The organism is Vibrio sp. 1069 (assembly GCF_033340555.1).
The window spans coordinates 1-18022 of record NZ_JAWOWP010000007.1; the positions used below are offsets into that span (position 1 = coordinate 1).

Sequence of the window (18022 nt, forward strand, 5' to 3'; positions counted from 1 at the left end):
ACTTACATTAACGGTCAAACTGACCTAGTGAAAGCCTCAGTAGACCAAGACGGTAAACTGCAAATCTTTGCTGGCAATAACAAAGTCGAAGGCGAAGTCGAGTTTTCAGGCGGCCTATCTGGCGAGCTAGGTTTGGGCGAAGGTAAAAAAGTGACGGTAGATACTATCGACGTAACCTCAGTTGGTGGCGCACAAGAATCTGTTGCTATCATCGATGCGGCACTGAAATACGTAGATAGCCACCGCGCAGAGCTGGGTGCTTTCCAGAACCGTTTCAACCACGCAATCAGCAACTTGGACAACATTAACGAGAACGTGAATGCGTCGAAGAGCCGTATCAAAGATACTGACTTCGCGAAAGAAACGACGGCAATGACCAAATCACAAATTCTATCGCAAGCGTCAAGCTCAATCCTTGCGCAAGCGAAACAAGCGCCTAACTCAGCGCTAAGTCTGCTAGGTTAATTTCAAACCTAAGACGAGAACCTCATTGGCTCGTGGTGAGAGATGAGCGAGTAAACCCAGCTTCGGCTGGGTTTTTTTCTGTCTTTTGGGGACTCAGGATTTCTGCGAATCACGGCATTAGAGCTTCATCACATTTCAGTAAACCAAAGAAAATAATCGCAAAAAATTGAAAATTTCTTCTAAAGGATATTCATTGGTCGCCGTTAAAGGGACTGAGAGAAATGAGATGTACCTAAGTGAGGTGAGAGACACGACGGTACATTCACTAAAGCCTTAAGGAGATCAATTATGGCGATTAACGTTAATACTAACGTTTCTGCGATGACTGCACAGCGTTACCTAAACCAGGCAGCTGACGGTCAACAAAAATCAATGGAGCGTTTGTCTTCGGGTTATAAAATCAATAGCGCGAAAGACGATGCTGCAGGTCTACAGATTTCAAACCGCTTGAATGCACAAAGCCGTGGCCTAGACATGGCAGTGAAAAACGCAAACGACGGTATTTCTATTGCACAGGTTGCTGAAGGTGCAATGAATGAATCTACCAACATCCTACAACGTATGCGTGATCTTTCGCTTCAATCGGCGAACGGCTCTAACTCAAAAGCAGAACGTGTAGCGATCCAAGAAGAAGTAACAGCGCTAAACGACGAGCTAAACCGTATTGCTGAAACTACCTCTTTCGGTGGTAACAAGCTTCTAAACGGTACTTACGGTACTCAATCTTTCCAAATCGGTGCGGACTCAGGTGAAGCAGTGATGCTTTCTATGGGTAACCTACGCTCAGACACTTCAGCAATGGGTGGTAAGAGCTACGCAGCAGAAGAGGGTAAAGACGCATCTTGGACTGTTGGTGAGAAAACCGAGTTCAAAATGAGTTACACCAACAAGCAGGGTGAAGAGAAAGAGCTATCAATCAGCGCTAAGCAAGGCGATGATATTGAGCAGCTAGCGACATACATCAACGGTCAAAACGATGATGTAAAAGCCTCTGTTGGCGAAGATGGCAAACTACAAGTATTTGCTTCTTCTCAAAAAGTTGAAGGTGATGTTGAGTTTTCTGGCAACCTAGCAGACGAGATCGGCTTTGGTGGCCCGAAAGACGTAACAGTAAAAGACATCGACGTAACCACAGTAGCTGGCTCTCAAGAAGCAGTAGCGGTTATCGACGGTGCTCTTAAGTCCGTAGACAGCCAACGAGCTTCACTCGGTGCTTTCCAAAACCGCTTCAACCACGCAATCAGCAACCTAGACAACATTAACGAGAACGTTAACGCGTCTAAAAGCCGTATTAAAGATACTGATTACGCGAAGGAAACCACTGCGATGACTAAGTCGCAAATTCTTCAGCAAGCAAGTACTTCAATCCTAGCTCAAGCGAAGCAGTCTCCATCTGCAGCGCTAAGCTTGTTGGGCTAAGTGGTAAACCCAGCCTGAGGTCAACACCTTAGTGCTGGGGCACCAAAGCGATAGATTCTATCGTTAGCCCATAAGGTGGAAGGGAGATTGTAATGGATATATCCTCCTACGCATCGAACATCCAGCCTTACGGCACGCCAAATGGCACAAAGTTTGCAAATAAAAATGGCAATGATATAGGCACGTCTAGCCCAGCAAATTCAAATGGTGAGATTTCGCCGCAAAAAGCGAAAAACACCGAATACGACTTCTCTGTTCAAGCTGCGATCGAGATGGCTGAAAGTCGTCAAGAACTGAACAAAGAAGAACGTGAAAAATTGGTCGCACAAATGAATGAATTTGTAACGTCCATAAACAAAGGAGTCGCATTTCGAGTGGATGAAGAATCCGGACGAGATGTGGTGACGATTTATGAAGCCAATACCGGTGACGTGATTCGTCAAATTCCTGATGAAGAAATGCTAGTGGTATTGCGTCGCCTAGCTGAGCACACAGCCAACAGCGGGTTGTTGACTGAAAAAGTGTAAGTCGTTTTTAGAGGTGATTTGATGAGTTTAGGCCCTTTGGGGATGTCTGGCGGCATGGATATTAATTCCATGGTCAGCAAAATTGTGGATGCCGAACGCGTACCAAAGCAGCAACGCATCGACAACGAACGCACGACAATTAATGCCAGTATCAGTGCTTACGGGCGACTCAGAGAATCATTGGATACGATGAAAAATCTCATGGCGAACTTTCGTCAGGAGAAAGCATTTGCCGTTCGCACCGTCGAAACGACCAATGACAATATTGTATCTGCCACGGCAACCACAGATGCTATCGCTGGCAAATATGCTATCGATGTGTTGCAGCTTGCTCAGAGCCATAAAGTCGCTTCTGACGTATTGCCAGAAGACGCAAAATTTGGCCCTGGTAAGCTGCAGATTTCGCTTGGTGACGAGCGTTTTAATATCGATGTTCGTTCCCGATCTAAGCTCATCGATGTCGTACGCGGCATTAATGGCGCTAAAGATAACCCTGGCGTTCGTGCATCTCTTATTAACGACGTCGAAGGTCCACGCCTTATCCTTGCTTCTAACCTCTCTGGTAAGGATCATCAAATCAGAGTCAGTGTGGAGGCAGAAAAAGGCAACCCTCTTAAATATTTCGAATACCAAACACTTGAAGACCGCGTCAACGCGCTTGAAGAAGCTCGTTCAGCGGCGGAAGATGTCTTAGGTCCTCTTAAATTTCCGGAACAACCAGCAGCAGAGCTGGATGCAAACGGCAATCCTCTACCTCCAGAAGAGCAAAAAGCGGCAGACGATGTACAAGATGATGCATCGCAAGCGCCAATCTCTGCGGCGGGTGCAGAAGCAGCCAAAGCTGGTCAAGAAGCCATTGATGAAGCCAACCGACGCGCGAGCTTACGCCCTGAAGACAGAATTCCAGGGTGGACAGAAACTGCGTCAGGTACTTTGTTGGACTCTTATGAAGAACCAGAGCTTGAACTCGACGAAAAGGCAATAGAGAAGGCACCAGATGTACCAGGCTGGAATAATGCCGCATCGGGCACCCTAACCGATTCTTACGTTACGACGAAAGAGGCTAAGCAGCTTCTTGAGCAAGAAAAAGCGGAAATCGAGCAAAAAATTGCGAGTGAAAAGCAAGCGTTAGACGAAAAAGTGGCACGTGGTGAACTTTCCGAAGCGCAAGCTAAGCAAATTCATCGCGCTAAACTTGATCCTCAAGAACGTGAGCGTCTGGAAAAAATTGATGAAGCAGAAGCGAAAATCGCAAAGGCACAATCTGCTTTTGAACAATACCTTGGGATGACAGAAGTACAAGCAGGGCAAGATTCAGAAGTTCTGCTTGATGGCGTGGCAAAGCTATCTAGCCACAACAATGTGATTGAAGATGCGATCGAAGGTGTTGATTTAACACTAAAAGGCAAATCAGAACCGAATAAACCGCCTGCTGAAATTGGTGTCGAGTACGACCGTCAAAGTGTACGCAACGATATCGAAAACTTTGTGGCAGCGTATAACTCGTTTTATCAAACCTCCCAAGCGTTGGCGAGTGTGGATCCGGTAACTGGCCAAAAAGGGCCGTTGTCAGGTGACAGCACCGTACGCAGTGCAGATTCACGATTAAAATCGGTCTTTTCTACTCGAATCGATAAAGCACCTGAAAACCTAAAGTCCTTAACAGAATTTGGCATTACGACCACACGTCAAGGCACCCTAGAAATCAACTATGACATGCTAGACCGCCAGTTGAACAATAACTTCAACGAGTTAGAAAAGTTCTTCGGTGGCAACACAGGTTTTGCTAAACGAGTAGAAGATGCGATTCACGGTATCACAGGTATTACAGGCAGTATTCGTACTCGAGAAAAAAGTCTCACAGAACAAAACTACCGTTTGAGTGACGATCAAGCGGCATTAGATCGCCGCATGGAAAGCCTAGAGAAGCGTACTCATGCGAAGTTTACCGCGATGCAAGATGCAACCGGTAAAATGCAAGGCCAGTTAGGCACTTTGATGAGTGCGTTGGGTTAATAAATGCAAAAAGAACTCATAGAAATTAGTGATATAGATCAACTAATTACGCAAGAATTAGAGAAAATTGATTTTAATGCTGAAGAAATTCTTCGCTTGGTCGATATCAGGGAACGGTTATTGCAAAACCTGTTACCAATTATTCATCAAAATCCTTTGGTTAAGCAGGATGCAGAGTGGCAAGCATTGCTAACTCGTACCAAAAGAATTGTCGAGCTGATGCAATCGGAAACGTCAAAGGTCGGAAAAGAGCTCCATAAGTTTCGTTATGGCCAGCGTTCACTTCAGCAGTACAAAAAATTTATTTAAAAGAGGATTACTATGCGCGGTTCTTTGCAAGCATACAAAAAGGTATCAGTCGACAGCCAGCTTAGCGCGGCTTCTCCGCACAAAGTCATTCAAATGCTTATGGCTGGTGCGATTGAGCGCCTTATTCAAGGTAAAGCAGCCATGCAAGCAGGCAATATTCCAGCAAAAGGTGAGCGCTTGGGTAAAGCGTTAGACATCATTATCGCGCTACGCAGCTGTCTATCTATGGATGACGGTGGTGATATTGCTTCAAACTTAGATTCACTGTATGAGTTTATGATCACGCAAATTTCTGCTGCTAACCATCAAAATGAGCCTCAGCTGATCGATGACGTTATCGACATTATCCGTGAGATCAAGTCCGCTTGGGACCAAATCCCAACAGAGTTTCATAATCTTACCGCTGCTGAAGTTGGTATTTAATAGTCAAAACAATGCGTTAAGATACTAGACGAATATATTTGTCAATTGCGCAACGAGTTGTGTAGCAAAGTTTCTATCAAGCTCACACCTCTCCATTGCTTGGTTGCCTTATTTTTATATTCAAATAAAATAGAAGCCATTAGTAGCCCTAATGGCTTTTTTGTTGCTGATTTTCCTATTTTGTCTATCGTAAATTGAGTGTGGTGGTTCTGCCTTCTTTAGCACCCAATTGCGCAAATCAAGGTTTGGCCGCAACGCACCTAAAATAAAGGCAATCATTCTTACTTATGCATGGTTTGGCAAAGCTGCTTGTAATTGATGATGACGCATCAAGTCGTTTAAATTTAAGCAATATATTGGAATTTGTTGGAGAAAATTGCGAAGCGGTCAGTTCTGATCAGCTCAGCGATGTTGATTGGTCTAGCGTATGGTCGTGCTGTATTGTTGGTAATATTCCAGCAGGTCAAGCGGCGAGTACGGTTATCTCTCATTTAAACAGCGCTTACCACATCCCTCTTCTAGTCATGGGCCGTTTTCCTTTGCCTGTTGATGATCTTCCAAATTTTGTTGGTGAACTAGAGCTGCCGCTTAATTACCCACAGCTTAGTGAAGCGTTACGCCACTGCAAAGATTTTCTGGGGCGAAAAGGAGTGAATGTTGTTGCTAGTGCACGCAAAAACACGCTTTTTCGCAGCTTAGTTGGTCAAAGTAGAGGTATTCAAGAAGTTCGACACCTGATTGAGCAAGTATCAAACACGGAAGCAAACGTGTTGATCTTAGGTGAGTCCGGTACGGGTAAAGAAGTTGTTGCGCGTAACATCCACTATCATTCTTCATACCGCGATGGCGCATTTGTACCTATTAACTGTGGTGCAATACCGCCTGAGCTCCTAGAAAGCGAATTATTTGGTCACGAAAAAGGCGCGTTTACTGGTGCGTTAACTGCCCGTAAAGGTCGATTTGAGCTCGCAGACGGTGGCACGATCTTTCTTGATGAGATTGGCGATATGCCAATGTCGATGCAAGTAAAGTTGCTTCGTGTATTGCAAGAACGCTGCTTTGAACGTGTAGGTGGCAATAGTACCATCAAGGTAAATGTTCGAGTGGTGGCGGCGACACACCGTAATCTAGAAAATATGATTGAAGAAGGCACGTTCCGAGAAGACTTGTTCTATCGCCTGAACGTGTTTCCAATTGAGATGCCAGCGCTGAAAGAGCGCAAACAAGATATACCATTGCTGCTGCAAGAACTGATGACACGTTTAGAGGCGGAAGGCGGACAACCTATCTGCTTTACACCTCGTGCAATCAACTCACTTATGGAGCATAACTGGCCGGGCAACGTACGCGAGTTGGCTAATCTTGTTGAGCGAATGATTATTCTGTATCCAAATAGCTTGGTGGATGTAAACCATCTACCAACCAAATATCGCTACAGTGACATCCCAGAGTTCCAACCAGAGAGCAATCCATTTGTTTCGGTGGAAGAGCAAGAGCGTGATGTATTCCAAGATATCTTCTCTGAAGATTTTAGCTTTGAAGATCAAGACGACCTTGATCACAGCATGAACGCCCCGCAAGCGCTGCCACCGGAAGGGGTTAATTTGAAAGAACTGCTAGCTGATTTAGAAGTTAATATGATCAGCCAAGCATTAGAAGCGCAGGGTGGCGTTGTAGCAAGAGCGGCCGACATGCTGGGTATGCGACGTACTACGCTGGTGGAAAAAATGCGTAAGTACAACTTACAGCGCTAGGTAAAGTGAAGTTTTAAGACGATATCTGAATTATCACTTGTGCTAGTTAACATCGTTTTTCTGGCATCCAAAACCGTTATCTCTGAGTGTCAACTTATTGTCGATAGCTTAACGTCCTGATAAATATAGAAAATAGCTTGGTACGCTAATTGCTTACCAAGCTATTTTAGTTTTAGCGGCGATATTTCGACAGGCAGTAATGGATAACAACACCAATCAATCCCATTTAGATTCCGTAGAGAATCAGGTTGAGCGCTACAAACAGGTGCTCGATGTGATGCCTGCTGGAGTGATTTTGCTCGATACGTACGGAGTAGTGCGTGAAGCAAATCCAGAAGCGCACCGAATTCTTGAGATTCCACTGGTTAACGAAAAATGGTTCAACGTTATCCAGGCGGTGTTTGACCCACGTGAAGATGATGGCCATGAAGTTTCCCTGCGGAATGGCCGTAAAGTTCGACTCGCCATCTCGGCGTCCACAACAGGTCAATTGATCCTGATTACCGATTTAACCGAAACCCGTTTACTTCAAGCTCGTGTCAGTGATTTACAGCGCTTATCGTCGTTAGGACGTATGGTTGCGTCGCTTGCTCACCAAGTAAGAACGCCGCTGTCGAGCGCTATGTTATATGCATCCAATTTGGGAGCGCCAAATCTTCCTCCAGCGACAAAAGATCGCTTCCAAACCAAATTAATGGATCGACTGCACGATTTGGAAAAGCAGGTTAATGATATGCTGCTTTTTGCTAAAGGTGGTGATAATAAAGTCATTAAGCCATTCACGATTGCCCAGTTGGTAGCGGAATATCAGCCGATGGTCGAAACCGCGCTAAAAAACAACAGTATTGATTACTGCCTAGAAGTTGAAGAAGAACAAACTGAGCTACTAGGCAATGCGAACGCCATTGCATCTGCATTAAGTAATCTGGTCATGAATGCGATTCAAATGTCTGGTAAAGAATCGCAAGTCGATATTTTTTTCCGCCCGGTAAATGGTGAGTTACGCATTTCTGTGCAAGACAGCGGACCGGGTGTGCCCGAAGAACTGCAAGCCAAAATCATGGAGCCATTTTTTACCACACGTTCTCAAGGAACTGGATTAGGGTTGGCAGTTGTTCAAATGGTTTGCCGTGCCCATGACGGTCGATTGGAACTTATTTCAGAGCAGGGTGATGGAGCCTGCTTCACCATGTGCATTCCGCTAGAGCGAGTGCAAACAGAAGCGCAATAAGCGGCTTTTGGTAATAACAATTTCTGGAGAATCATAATGGCGCAAAGCAAAGTGCTGATCGTAGAAGACGATGAAGGTCTTCGTGAAGCCCTAGTCGATACTCTGGCTCTGGCAGGGTATGAGTGGTTGGAAGCGGACTGTGCTGAAGATGCACTGTTAAAGCTGAAATCGAATACGGTTGATATCGTCGTTTCTGATGTGCAAATGGCGGGTATGGGTGGCTTAGCTCTGCTCAAAAGCATCAAGCAGAATTGGCCTAACTTACCAGTATTGCTAATGACGGCGTACGCCAATATTGAAGATGCCGTGTCTGCAATGAAAGATGGCGCGATCGACTACATGGCGAAACCATTTGCACCAGAAGTGTTGCTAAATATGGTCAGTCGTTATGCACCGATAAAAAGTGATGACAACGGTGACGCTATCGTTGCTGATGAGAAAAGTCTACGTTTACTCGCGTTGGCCGATAAAGTGGCACGTACAGATGCGAATGTTATGGTGCTAGGTCCGAGTGGCTCAGGTAAAGAAGTGATGTCGCGCTATATTCACAACGCGTCAAATCGTAAAAATGGTCCTTTTGTCGCAATTAACTGTGCCGCGATTCCTGACAATATGCTCGAAGCAACACTGTTTGGCTATGAAAAGGGCGCATTTACTGGTGCTGTTCAGGCATGCCCAGGAAAGTTCGAACAAGCGCAAGGTGGCACAATCTTGCTTGATGAAATCAGCGAAATGGACTTGAACCTGCAAGCGAAGTTATTGCGTGTTCTACAAGAGCGCGAAGTAGAGCGCCTAGGCAGTCGCAAAAGCATCAAGTTAGATGTTCGTGTGTTAGCGACGAGTAACCGTGATCTTAAGCAATACGTGTCAGAAGGAAACTTCAGAGAGGACTTATATTACCGCCTGAATGTATTCCCAATTGCGTGGCCTGCACTTAAAGAACGTAAAGGCGATATTGCACCGCTTGCCAAGCATCTTGCTGAGCGTCATTGCAGCAAAATGGGCATGCCAGTGCCTCAATTCTCGACCGTTGCGTTAGAAAAACTATTGCAATACCCTTGGCCGGGTAATGTTCGTGAATTGGATAACGTGGTTCAACGAGCGCTGATATTAAGTGAAAATGGCGACATCGATGCAGAGCACATTTTGCTCGAGGGCGTAGATTGGCAAGATGCCAATAGCTTGCAACACGTGGTGCAAAATGCAGATATGGTCGTGCCCAATGTTAAGCCAGTTGCTCAAGCTGAGAGTGTCAGCCGCCCAGTAACTGGTGGAGAAGGCTTAGGCAGCGAGCTGCGCGATCAAGAATACGCCATTATTTTGGAGACTTTGGTTGAGTGTAATGGTCGACGCAAAGAAATGGCGGAGAAACTGGGTATAAGCCCTCGAACCTTGCGCTATAAGCTTGCCAAAATGCGTGATGCTGGTATAGATATCCCGAATTAACACAGACAACGGCCATAAGACAAAAAAGTGTAAGTAAATTGATTGCTAATGTCTTATGGCACGTTAATTGCTGTGTCAATAATCAGTTTTGTTAATAGTCAATCTTTTGGCTTAGAGGTGCTAATGAAAATTGATGGTATTCAGGCAGAAATGCGCGCCATGATGGTAGAAGCAACCAATACGGCTCCTACTGCAAGTGGGGCGAAAGTTGGAGCAGATTTTAACGATCTCCTAACTAAAGCCATCAATAACGTAAACACACTTCAAAAAGCATCTGGTGATTTACAAACCCGTTTTGATCGTGGTGATGCCGATGTATCCCTTTCTGACGTTATGATCGCTCGTAACAAGTCTAGTGTCGCTTTTGATGCGACGGTTCAAATTCGCAATAAACTCGTTGAGGCATATAAAGATCTCATGAACATGCCAGTGTAATTTAGGTAATAAGTGTGGCAGACAAGTCTACAGATTTAACCGTCACTGAAGGCGGCTCAGATGGTGCACTGGTAGCAAGTTCCGATGTGGATGTGGAGAGTCAAAATCCAGATCTAGAGGAGCGTAGTGCGTCAAAATTCGATATGGCAGTGGGCGACCTCGATTTACTTCGTCAGGTTGTGCTTGTGCTGTCGATATCCATCTGTGTTGCATTGATCGTGATGCTGTTCTTTTGGGTCAAAGAACCGGAAATGCGCCCACTTGGTGCGTATGAGACCGAAGAATTGATCCCCGTTCTGGATTATCTGGACCAGCAGAAAATCAATTATAAGCTTGATGGCAATACTGTTTCTGTTGAATCGAGTGAGTACAACTCGATCAAACTTGGCATGGTTCGTTCCGGCGTTAACCAAGCTACAGAAGCGGGCGATGATATTTTGCTGCAAGACATGGGTTTTGGTGTTTCACAACGTCTCGAGCAAGAGCGTCTCAAACTCAGTCGAGAGCGCCAATTGGCTCAAGCAATTGAAGAAATGAAGCAAGTTCGCAAAGCACGAGTGTTATTGGCACTGCCAAAGCACAGCGTGTTTGTGCGTCATAACCAAGAAGCGTCTGCGTCGGTATTTTTGACATTGTCGACAGGCACGAACCTTAAGCAACAAGAAGTGGATTCTATTGTCGACATGGTGGCTAGTGCTGTGCCGGGAATGAAAACTTCTCGAATTACCGTCACAGATCAGCATGGCCGCTTACTCAGCTCAGGCTCCCAAGATCCCGCTTCTGCGGCGCGACGCAAAGAACAAGAATTAGAACGCAGCCAAGAGCAAGCGCTGCGCGAAAAAATTGATTCCGTACTATTACCCATTTTAGGTTATGGCAACTATACGGCGCAGGTTGATATCCAAATGGACTTCAGTGCGGTTGAACAAACCCGCAAACGCTTTGATCCAAACACCCCTGCGACTCGCAGTGAGTACGCACTCGAAGATTACAATAACGGTAACATGGTAGCGGGTATTCCGGGTGCGTTGAGTAATCAGCCTCCAGCGGATGCCTCAATTCCGCAAGATGTGGCTCAAATGAAAGATGGTTCTGTCATGGGGCAGGGTTCAGTTCGTAAAGAATCCACGCGTAACTTTGAACTTGATACGACCATCAGCCACGAGCGAAAGCAGACTGGGACGGTGGCTCGTCAGACCGTTTCTGTTGCGATTAAAGACCGTCGTCAAGTTAACCCTGATACGGGTGAAGTGACTTATACCCCAATGTCCGAATCTGAAATCAATGCCATTCGCCAAGTATTAATTGGTACTGTTGGCTTTGATCAAGGCCGTGGCGATTTGCTGAATGTATTGAGTGTAAAGTTTGCTGAGCCAGAGGCTGAGCAGCTAGAAGAACCACCAATTTGGGAGCACCCTAACTTCAGTGATTGGGTTCGTTGGTTCGCAAGTGCATTAGTGATTATTGTGGTTGTGTTGGTTCTGGTTCGCCCAGCAATGAAGAAATTGCTTAACCCTACCAGCGATGATGAAGACGAAATGTACGGACCAGACGGCTTGCCGATTGGTGCGGATGGTGAAACTAGCTTGATTGGCAGTGACATCGAAAGCAGCGAACTGTTCGAGTTTGGCTCAAGTATTGATTTGCCAAACCTTCATAAAGATGAAGATGTATTGAAAGCGGTTCGCGCTCTGGTTGCGAATGAACCTGAACTGGCTGCTCAAGTAGTGAAAAACTGGATGAATGACAATGGCTAACGATATCGTACCTCAAGATGACAACGCCGCGGGAATGCCAGTAGAGCTGGATGTTTCAACCATTACCGGCGAAGAAAAAGCGGCAATTTTACTACTGAGCCTTAATGAACAAGATGCAGCTGGCATTATCCGTCACCTAGAACCAAAACAGGTTCAGCGTGTTGGTAGTGCGATGGCTCGCGCGAAGGATCTCAGCCAAGACAAGGTATCTGCTGTTCATCGTGCGTTTTTGGAGGATATCCAGAAATACACCAACATTGGTATGGGCAGCGAAGACTTTATGCGTAATGCACTGGTTGCCGCTCTTGGTGAAGACAAAGCCAACAACTTAGTTGACCAGATCCTACTTGGTACGGGCTCAAAAGGTTTGGATTCTTTGAAATGGATGGACCCACGCCAAGTGGCGAGCATTATTGTCAATGAACACCCACAGATTCAAACTATCGTACTGTCTTATTTAGAAGCAGACCAATCTGCAGAGATTTTGTCTCAGTTCCCTGAGCGCGTGCGTTTGGATCTGATGATGCGTATTGCCAACCTTGAAGAAGTTCAGCCATCAGCATTGGCAGAGCTGAACGAAATCATGGAGAAACAGTTCGCGGGTCAAGCGGGTGCACAAGCAGCCAAAATTGGCGGCCTGAAAGCAGCAGCGGAGATCATGAACTACCTAGACAACAACGTCGAAGGTTTGTTGATGGAACAAATTCGCGATCAGGACGAAGACATGGCGACGCAAATCCAAGACCTAATGTTTGTCTTCGAAAACTTAGTCGAAGTGGACGACCAAGGTATTCAGAAGTTGCTGCGTGACGTACCACAAGACGTGTTGCAAAAAGCACTCAAAGGTGCAGATGACTCGTTACGTGAGAAAGTCTTCAAGAACATGTCTAAACGTGCTGCTGATATGATGCGTGATGATATAGAAGCGATGCCGCCAGTACGAGTGGCAGATGTAGAAGCCGCTCAGAAAGAAATCTTAGCAATTGCCCGTCGAATGGCGGATGCTGGTGAGCTCATGTTGTCTGGCGGTGCTGACGAATTCTTATAATTTCTATTGCTTCGCAATTATCCTATTGCGGAGCACCCTCACTTCTTAATCGAACACACAATAGGTAACCCATGGCTGGCGATAGAAAACGTGGATTTATCCGTCCTGATGAAGATGATTCGATGATCGAACCTCAACGTTGGGGGCTGCCTGATTATGGCGAGCCTAAAGCCAAACAAGCAAAACAAACCGCGTTCAACTATGACCCGGGGTGGGTGCCGAATTTTGATGAGCCTGAAGAAGAGCAGCCACTTGCGCTAACCGAAGAACAAATTGAACTGATTAAGCAAGGCGCTTATCAAGAAGGCTTACATCAAGGTCAGGAAGCTGGCTTTAAGCAAGGTTACGACAAAGGTAAAGAAGAAGGGTTGCAAGCCGGCCATGCTGAAGGTCTTGAGCTCGGAAAAGCTGAAGGGGTGACTGCAGGGCAAGAATACATTCAGCAGCAAGTTGAAACCTTTATGAACTTGGCCAATCAGTTTGCTCAACCTTTGGAGTTGATGAATGCTCAGGTTGAAAAGCAGCTGGTGGATATGGTGCTCTGTTTAGTTAAAGAAGTGGTGCACGTTGAAGTACAAACCAACCCTCAAATTATTTTAGATACGGTGAAGCAGTCGGTCGAAGCGCTACCAATATCAGGCCACCCTATTACCTTGCACCTGAATCCAGAAGATGTCGCGATTATTCGTTCAGCTTATGGTGAAGAAGACCTTAATTGTCGCAACTGGACGTTAGTTGCTGAGCCATCGCTCAATCGAGGTGACGTCCAGATTGAAGCCGGTGAATCAAGCATTAATTATCGCATGGAAGAACGCGTCAAAAGCGTATTGCACAGCTTTTGTGGCGCAAACCGTCATCAAGAGGGTGAGTAATCCATGCAAGCACTCGCTGACCGCTTAAAAAGCTACAAAGTTGAAGGTCTTACGACGCGCCCTGTCGCCTCTGGCAAACTGGTGCGTGTGGTTGGGTTAACGTTGGAAGCAACCGGCTGTCGCGCACCAATTGGCAGTTTATGCTTAGTGGAAACCATGTCAGGTCAGATGGAAGCCGAGGTTGTCGGCTTTTCAGGTGACAACCTATTTTTAATGCCAAGCGAACAAATTACGGGCATTTTACCTGGTGCGAGAGTCACCCCTTTAACCAGTGACGCTGGTTTGCCTGTCGGCATGGAGCTACTTGGGCGCGTTATAGACGGGGTTGGGAATCCACTTGATGGACTTGGCCCTTTGTATACCGATCACCGTGCCTCTTTTAATGCCGAACCAATCAACCCATTGGCTCGAAAGCCAATTTCTGAACCGCTCGATGTTGGCCTAAAAGCCATCAATGGTTTGTTGACGGTCGGTAAAGGTCAGCGTATCGGTCTGTTTGCAGGTTCTGGTGTGGGTAAATCGGTCACGCTTGGCATGATGACGCGAGGCACCACCGCACAGGTTGTGGTCGTCGGCCTGATAGGTGAGCGTGGACGTGAAGTTAAAGAATTCATCGAAGAGATCTTGGGTGAGGATGGTCGTCGCCGCTCAGTGGTGGTCGCGGCGCCTGCCGATGCTTCACCTCTAATGCGCTTAAAGGGGTGCCAAACGGCATTAACGATTGCTGAATACTTCCGGGACCAAGGGTTAGATGTTCTGCTATTGATGGACTCGTTGACTCGTTTTGCACAAGCACAGCGTGAAATCGCACTTTCTGTTGGTGAGCCGCCAGCGACGAAAGGTTACCCGCCTTCTGTATTTGCCAAGCTGCCAGCGCTGGTTGAGCGAGCGGGTAATGGAAGTGCCGAGCAAGGCTCGATTACGGCGTTCTTTACCGTGTTGACCGAAGGGGATGATTTGCAAGATCCGATAGCGGATGCATCGCGAGCTATTCTTGATGGCCATATTGTACTTTCTCGTGAAATGGCGGATGCAGGCCATTATCCGGCGATTGATGTCGAGAAGTCGGTGAGCCGTGTTATGCCGCAAATCACGACCGAAGAGCACGTTCTGATGTCAAAAGCGGTGCGACAGGTCTTGTCTATTTGTCGCAAGAATCAAGATTTGGTCTCGATTGGAGCGTACAAACCGGGTACCGATCCTGCTATTGATGGCGCATTTACTTTGAAACCGAAGTTAGACGAATACTTGCAGCAGAGCATGAAAGAATCGGTGCCATACGATATGTGCGTCAATATGCTTAGAAACATTTTGGGTGGGTGATAGCGCATGAATAATGCGATGGAGTTTCTACTTGAGCAAACGAAGGATCGTGAAGACCAAGCTGTGCTTGCACTGAACAAAGCGCGTTCTGAACTCGAAGATTATTACCGTCAGGTTGAACAAATTGAAAAGTATCGGCTTGATTATTGCCAGCAACTCGTCGACCGTGGTCAGGCGGGCCTAACGGCAAGTCAATATGGGCACCTAAATCGATTCCTTACCCAGCTAGATGAGACTTTATCTAAGCAAAAGCAAGCAGAAAGTCATTTCAAAGAGCAGGTTGAAAACTGTAAAGAATATTGGTTAACCGTGCGTAAAGAACGCAAATCCTATGAGTGGATGATAGACAAACGCGAAAAAGAGAAACAACTTGCTGAAGCTAAGCGCGAACAAAAGCAAATGGACGAGTTTTCCACCTTACTTTACAGTCGAAAACCACATCGTTTCTAAAGGTTATCGGTTCGATATTGCATTACGGTGTTGCAGTTGACTACATCTCTACCGATTCAAGTAAGGTAACTTTGATTGAGTCTTGTTCAATTAGCTCAAATACCTTCGGTCGAATCTCGCGAACCCACCACTCGTTGTATGTTTCTTCGTAGAGAGCCTGGCGTGCTTGTTCATTGTCGAACTCTCTAAGCCAAACAAAATAGTCATGTCCATCATCACCAGTGTGGACGTAAGTATTCAGCACACGCATGCCTTGTGAGCGTTGATAGGGCAACAGTTCTTCCTTCATCCAACTTAGCCACTGATCTGTTTTGCCTGCTTTGATTCTATATTGGCGTAATTCTGTGATCTTCAAAGTGATTCCTTAATTGTTAAGCCAAGTGTCTGTTTACGCTTATCGTTTTTCAAAGTCAATCAAGTAGCTGTACATCATGTTAGGAACCAGGTTATCGGATAGTATTGTTGATGTTTGTTCCATAAACATGCCATCTATTAGCTTGCCGAGAATTGGCTCAATATTGTGGTGTGATTTTTGCATTTTAGCTGTCAGTGTCGGGTCTTTTTGACCTTAGTTTGCCGCCAGTATTGCTGCCTGCCAGCGATATACTCAGAGCCACGAGAACGAGAGTTTCTAAATGAGTGTGAATTTGTCCCATGTATCTGCGACTACCAAGACGCCAGTTTCTGATGTGTCCGCTAAAGCGTCCGCAGAGAGCACTGAGAGCAAGGGATTTTTAGAAACGTTAACCGATGCGTTTGCTGGTAAACAAAAGCCCGAAAAAGTAGCAACAGAATCGACAGTGGTTGAAGAAAAAGAAAGAGCGGATGTAGGCAGTACTTCTTCTGCTAACGTCTCGGACGAATTGTTGGCGCAAGAAAGCCAAGAATCCGTCAGTGACGAGCCCCATGGTTTTGATGAAATATCAGCAAACAAACCGAATGCAACCTTAAGTGAAGAAGCAAGTTTACAAAAGGCGAGTAACAGCACACCTTTGGAGAATGATGTTGAAGCTATTGAAAAAGTGAAATCAACATCAATCGATACGAGCAACCCATCAAATATAGTGGACGTAAAAAGCACGATGGGCGAAGGACAACAGCTTCTTGGTCGAATTGAACAAGCGAATCAAACCCTGAATGCGAGTAATGCATCCATCGATAGTGGCAAAGTTTTGCCTCAGAGCGCGAATTTAGTGCATTCGTTCCACGAGCAAGCAACCGTTTCGACACACCTTGATGAGCTGGCTTTGAATGAAACGCCATCAGTTCATTCTCTTGAACAAGCACAGATGATCCCAGGACAAGACTTAGAGCCAATTTTAGATAAGAATGGTCAACCTATCGATGTCGACAAACTCTCGTCTGAGTTTGCTGCTTGGCAAGAGCTAGCGAAACAAGCCAGCCATCCGACGACTAAGAGCGCAGTCAGTGGTGAAGTAGCTAATGAGCTGTCGCCGTTGTTAACAGACGTTGATGGTTCCAACATCGACGCGCTTCCACGAGTCTCCTTGGATGAACTTGAAGTTATAGATACCAAGTTGGCGCAAGGAAAACCACTGACCCAGCAAGAAGCTCAGATCATTGAAGGGTTGAAACAAGGAACGATCACGGCGGATATTCCTGAGCAAGACCTTGCCCAATTTGTTGCGCTCCCTAATGACATTAAACAGATTCTAGCAGAGCAACAAGTACAACATAACTTAACTCGCCAGGCTGGACCTATGGCAGTGTCTCAGCAAATCCAGCATACAGCGGCTCAAGTACCCCAGCCACAAACTGCTCATAGTGGAGAAAAAGTCGCATTATCTCCAACGCCCGATACGTTGATAACCGCGCAAGTGCCGACGTCGCTTCAAGGTGTGAAAGACGGAGAGATTAGCCAGAAAGTGATGAACGCAGCATTGGCGACTGGTGCGCTAAAGGCGACTGCGGATAAACAAGATAAGCCGGATCTCCAACACGGTTTCGCTGGACAGCTTCAGGCTATGGCAGGTCAGCAAGGAATTAATGTACAGCAACAAGCGCGTATTGATGCTGCACAACAAGCTCAGCTTCCGTTGCAACTAACTAAAGAGCTAGCCAACGAGCAAGTTGCGGAAAAAGTGCAAATGATGATGTCGAAGAATCTGAAAAATCTCGATATTCGTCTTGATCCACCAGAGTTAGGTCGTATGCAAATTCGTATGACCATGAATAATGACGTTGCCAATGTACATTTTACAGTGAACAACCCGCAAGCTCGTGACATTATTGAACAGACGCTCCCTCGTTTGAGAGAAATGCTAGCACAACAAGGTATGCAGCTGGCTGATTCTTCCGTCCAGCAACAAAACAGCGGGCAACAGCAAGGTAGGTATACTGCTGAACAACATGGTCAAAGCGCGCAAAGTGGCGGTTTTTCTGGACAGTCCGAAGAGGGTTTTGAATATGATGTCAATCTGGATTTGAATGTCGCTTCAAAGCGTGATGGAATTAGTTTTTACGCATAAAAGGCCGTTTAACGGCAATGGAATATGGTTACCAAGCAACTCACTAAAACGTCTTGGT

At 46.0% G+C, this 18022-nt stretch carries 17 protein-coding genes; 16 read left to right on the forward strand and 1 reads right to left on the reverse strand.

Features of this window, described 5'->3' with window-relative positions; all coding sequences use genetic code 11:
* The 15 genes from R7040_RS12550 to fliJ form a co-directional block, all read left to right on the forward strand.
* On the forward strand, positions 1 to 465 hold a 465-nt coding region (locus tag R7040_RS12550; RefSeq protein WP_318081604.1), incomplete at its 5' end, for a flagellin.
* A 288-nt stretch (positions 466 to 753) separates the two neighbouring features.
* Positions 754 to 1884: a flagellin gene (locus R7040_RS12555; protein ID WP_005380449.1), complete on the forward strand. Its 1131-nt coding sequence runs from the start codon at positions 754 to 756 to the stop codon at positions 1882 to 1884.
* 92 nt (positions 1885 to 1976) lie between these two features.
* On the forward strand, positions 1977 to 2411 hold the full coding sequence (gene flaG / locus R7040_RS12560; protein WP_005384493.1) for a flagellar protein FlaG: 435 nt from the start codon (positions 1977 to 1979) through the stop codon (positions 2409 to 2411).
* A 21-nt stretch (positions 2412 to 2432) separates the two neighbouring features.
* Complete coding sequence (fliD, locus tag R7040_RS12565; RefSeq protein WP_318081602.1) at positions 2433 to 4427, forward strand: flagellar filament capping protein FliD; 1995 nt, start codon at positions 2433 to 2435, stop codon at positions 4425 to 4427.
* 3 nt (positions 4428 to 4430) lie between these two features.
* On the forward strand, positions 4431 to 4736 hold the full coding sequence (locus R7040_RS12570) for a flagellar protein FliT (RefSeq protein WP_213866398.1): 306 nt from the start codon (positions 4431 to 4433) through the stop codon (positions 4734 to 4736).
* A 12-nt stretch (positions 4737 to 4748) separates the two neighbouring features.
* Entirely contained in the window at positions 4749 to 5159 is a 411-nt protein-coding gene (fliS, locus tag R7040_RS12575) for a flagellar export chaperone FliS (protein WP_005380457.1), read from the forward strand.
* Positions 5160 to 5446: 287 nt separating this feature from the next.
* The gene (locus R7040_RS12580; RefSeq protein ID WP_005384490.1) at positions 5447 to 6913 is read left to right on the forward strand and encodes a sigma-54 dependent transcriptional regulator; all 1467 of its coding nucleotides are present in this window, start codon (positions 5447 to 5449) and stop codon (positions 6911 to 6913) included.
* A gap of 199 nt (positions 6914 to 7112) precedes the next feature.
* Positions 7113 to 8144 carry a sensor histidine kinase gene (locus R7040_RS12585; protein WP_005380459.1) on the forward strand — a complete coding sequence of 344 codons (1032 nt, stop codon included), beginning with the start codon at positions 7113 to 7115 and terminating at the stop codon, positions 8142 to 8144.
* Positions 8145 to 8180: 36 nt separating this feature from the next.
* Complete coding sequence (locus tag R7040_RS12590; protein ID WP_005394318.1) at positions 8181 to 9590, forward strand: sigma-54-dependent transcriptional regulator; 1410 nt, start codon at positions 8181 to 8183, stop codon at positions 9588 to 9590.
* A 123-nt stretch (positions 9591 to 9713) separates the two neighbouring features.
* Positions 9714 to 10025: a flagellar hook-basal body complex protein FliE gene (fliE, locus tag R7040_RS12595; RefSeq protein WP_005384482.1), complete on the forward strand. Its 312-nt coding sequence runs from the start codon at positions 9714 to 9716 to the stop codon at positions 10023 to 10025.
* Positions 10026 to 10039: 14 nt separating this feature from the next.
* On the forward strand, positions 10040 to 11782 hold the full coding sequence (fliF, locus tag R7040_RS12600; RefSeq protein ID WP_005380462.1) for a flagellar basal-body MS-ring/collar protein FliF: 1743 nt from the start codon (positions 10040 to 10042) through the stop codon (positions 11780 to 11782).
* The gene (gene fliG / locus R7040_RS12605; RefSeq protein WP_005380470.1) at positions 11775 to 12830 is read left to right on the forward strand and encodes a flagellar motor switch protein FliG; all 1056 of its coding nucleotides are present in this window, start codon (positions 11775 to 11777) and stop codon (positions 12828 to 12830) included. Before fliF ends, fliG begins: the two co-directional genes overlap by 8 nt.
* Positions 12831 to 12901: 71 nt before the next feature.
* Complete coding sequence (fliH, locus tag R7040_RS12610) at positions 12902 to 13702, forward strand: flagellar assembly protein FliH (RefSeq protein WP_005394317.1); 801 nt, start codon at positions 12902 to 12904, stop codon at positions 13700 to 13702.
* A 3-nt stretch (positions 13703 to 13705) separates the two neighbouring features.
* Complete coding sequence (gene fliI, locus R7040_RS12615) at positions 13706 to 15025, forward strand: flagellar protein export ATPase FliI (protein WP_005384474.1); 1320 nt, start codon at positions 13706 to 13708, stop codon at positions 15023 to 15025.
* A gap of 6 nt (positions 15026 to 15031) precedes the next feature.
* A complete protein-coding gene (gene fliJ / locus R7040_RS12620; protein ID WP_005380474.1) occupies positions 15032 to 15475 on the forward strand; it encodes a flagellar export protein FliJ in 444 nt (147 codons plus the stop codon).
* Between the two features lie 40 nt (positions 15476 to 15515).
* On the opposite strand, the gene R7040_RS12625 is transcribed toward fliJ, so the two are convergent.
* Entirely contained in the window at positions 15516 to 15830 is a 315-nt protein-coding gene (locus R7040_RS12625; protein ID WP_017820815.1) for an NIPSNAP family protein, read from the reverse strand.
* A 280-nt stretch (positions 15831 to 16110) separates the two neighbouring features.
* On the opposite strand from R7040_RS12625, the gene R7040_RS12630 reads away from it, so the two are divergent.
* Positions 16111 to 17964, forward strand: a complete 1854-nt coding sequence (locus R7040_RS12630) for a flagellar hook-length control protein FliK (RefSeq protein ID WP_318081601.1) — start codon at positions 16111 to 16113, stop codon at positions 17962 to 17964.
* Positions 17965 to 18022 lie beyond the last annotated feature (58 nt).

Excerpts from the sequence above, each read along its gene's own strand:
- R7040_RS12585 (WP_005380459.1), top strand. The coding sequence starts at position 7,113 with ATGGATAACAACACCAATCAATCCCATTTAGATTCCGTAGAGAATCAG.
- fliD (WP_318081602.1), top strand. The coding sequence starts at position 2,433 with ATGAGTTTAGGCCCTTTGGGGATGTCTGGCGGCATGGATATTAATTCC.
- fliE (WP_005384482.1), top strand. The coding sequence starts at position 9,714 with ATGAAAATTGATGGTATTCAGGCAGAAATGCGCGCCATGATGGTAGAA.
- R7040_RS12580 (WP_005384490.1), top strand. The coding sequence starts at position 5,447 with ATGCATGGTTTGGCAAAGCTGCTTGTAATTGATGATGACGCATCAAGT.
- fliG (WP_005380470.1), top strand. The coding sequence starts at position 11,775 with ATGGCTAACGATATCGTACCTCAAGATGACAACGCCGCGGGAATGCCA.
- R7040_RS12570 (WP_213866398.1), top strand. The coding sequence starts at position 4,431 with ATGCAAAAAGAACTCATAGAAATTAGTGATATAGATCAACTAATTACG.
- flaG (WP_005384493.1), top strand. The coding sequence starts at position 1,977 with ATGGATATATCCTCCTACGCATCGAACATCCAGCCTTACGGCACGCCA.
- fliJ (WP_005380474.1), top strand. The coding sequence starts at position 15,032 with ATGAATAATGCGATGGAGTTTCTACTTGAGCAAACGAAGGATCGTGAA.
- fliI (WP_005384474.1), top strand. The coding sequence starts at position 13,706 with ATGCAAGCACTCGCTGACCGCTTAAAAAGCTACAAAGTTGAAGGTCTT.
- R7040_RS12630 (WP_318081601.1), top strand. The coding sequence starts at position 16,111 with ATGAGTGTGAATTTGTCCCATGTATCTGCGACTACCAAGACGCCAGTT.
- fliS (WP_005380457.1), top strand. The coding sequence starts at position 4,749 with ATGCGCGGTTCTTTGCAAGCATACAAAAAGGTATCAGTCGACAGCCAG.
- R7040_RS12555 (WP_005380449.1), top strand. The coding sequence starts at position 754 with ATGGCGATTAACGTTAATACTAACGTTTCTGCGATGACTGCACAGCGT.
- fliH (WP_005394317.1), top strand. The coding sequence starts at position 12,902 with ATGGCTGGCGATAGAAAACGTGGATTTATCCGTCCTGATGAAGATGAT.
- R7040_RS12590 (WP_005394318.1), top strand. The coding sequence starts at position 8,181 with ATGGCGCAAAGCAAAGTGCTGATCGTAGAAGACGATGAAGGTCTTCGT.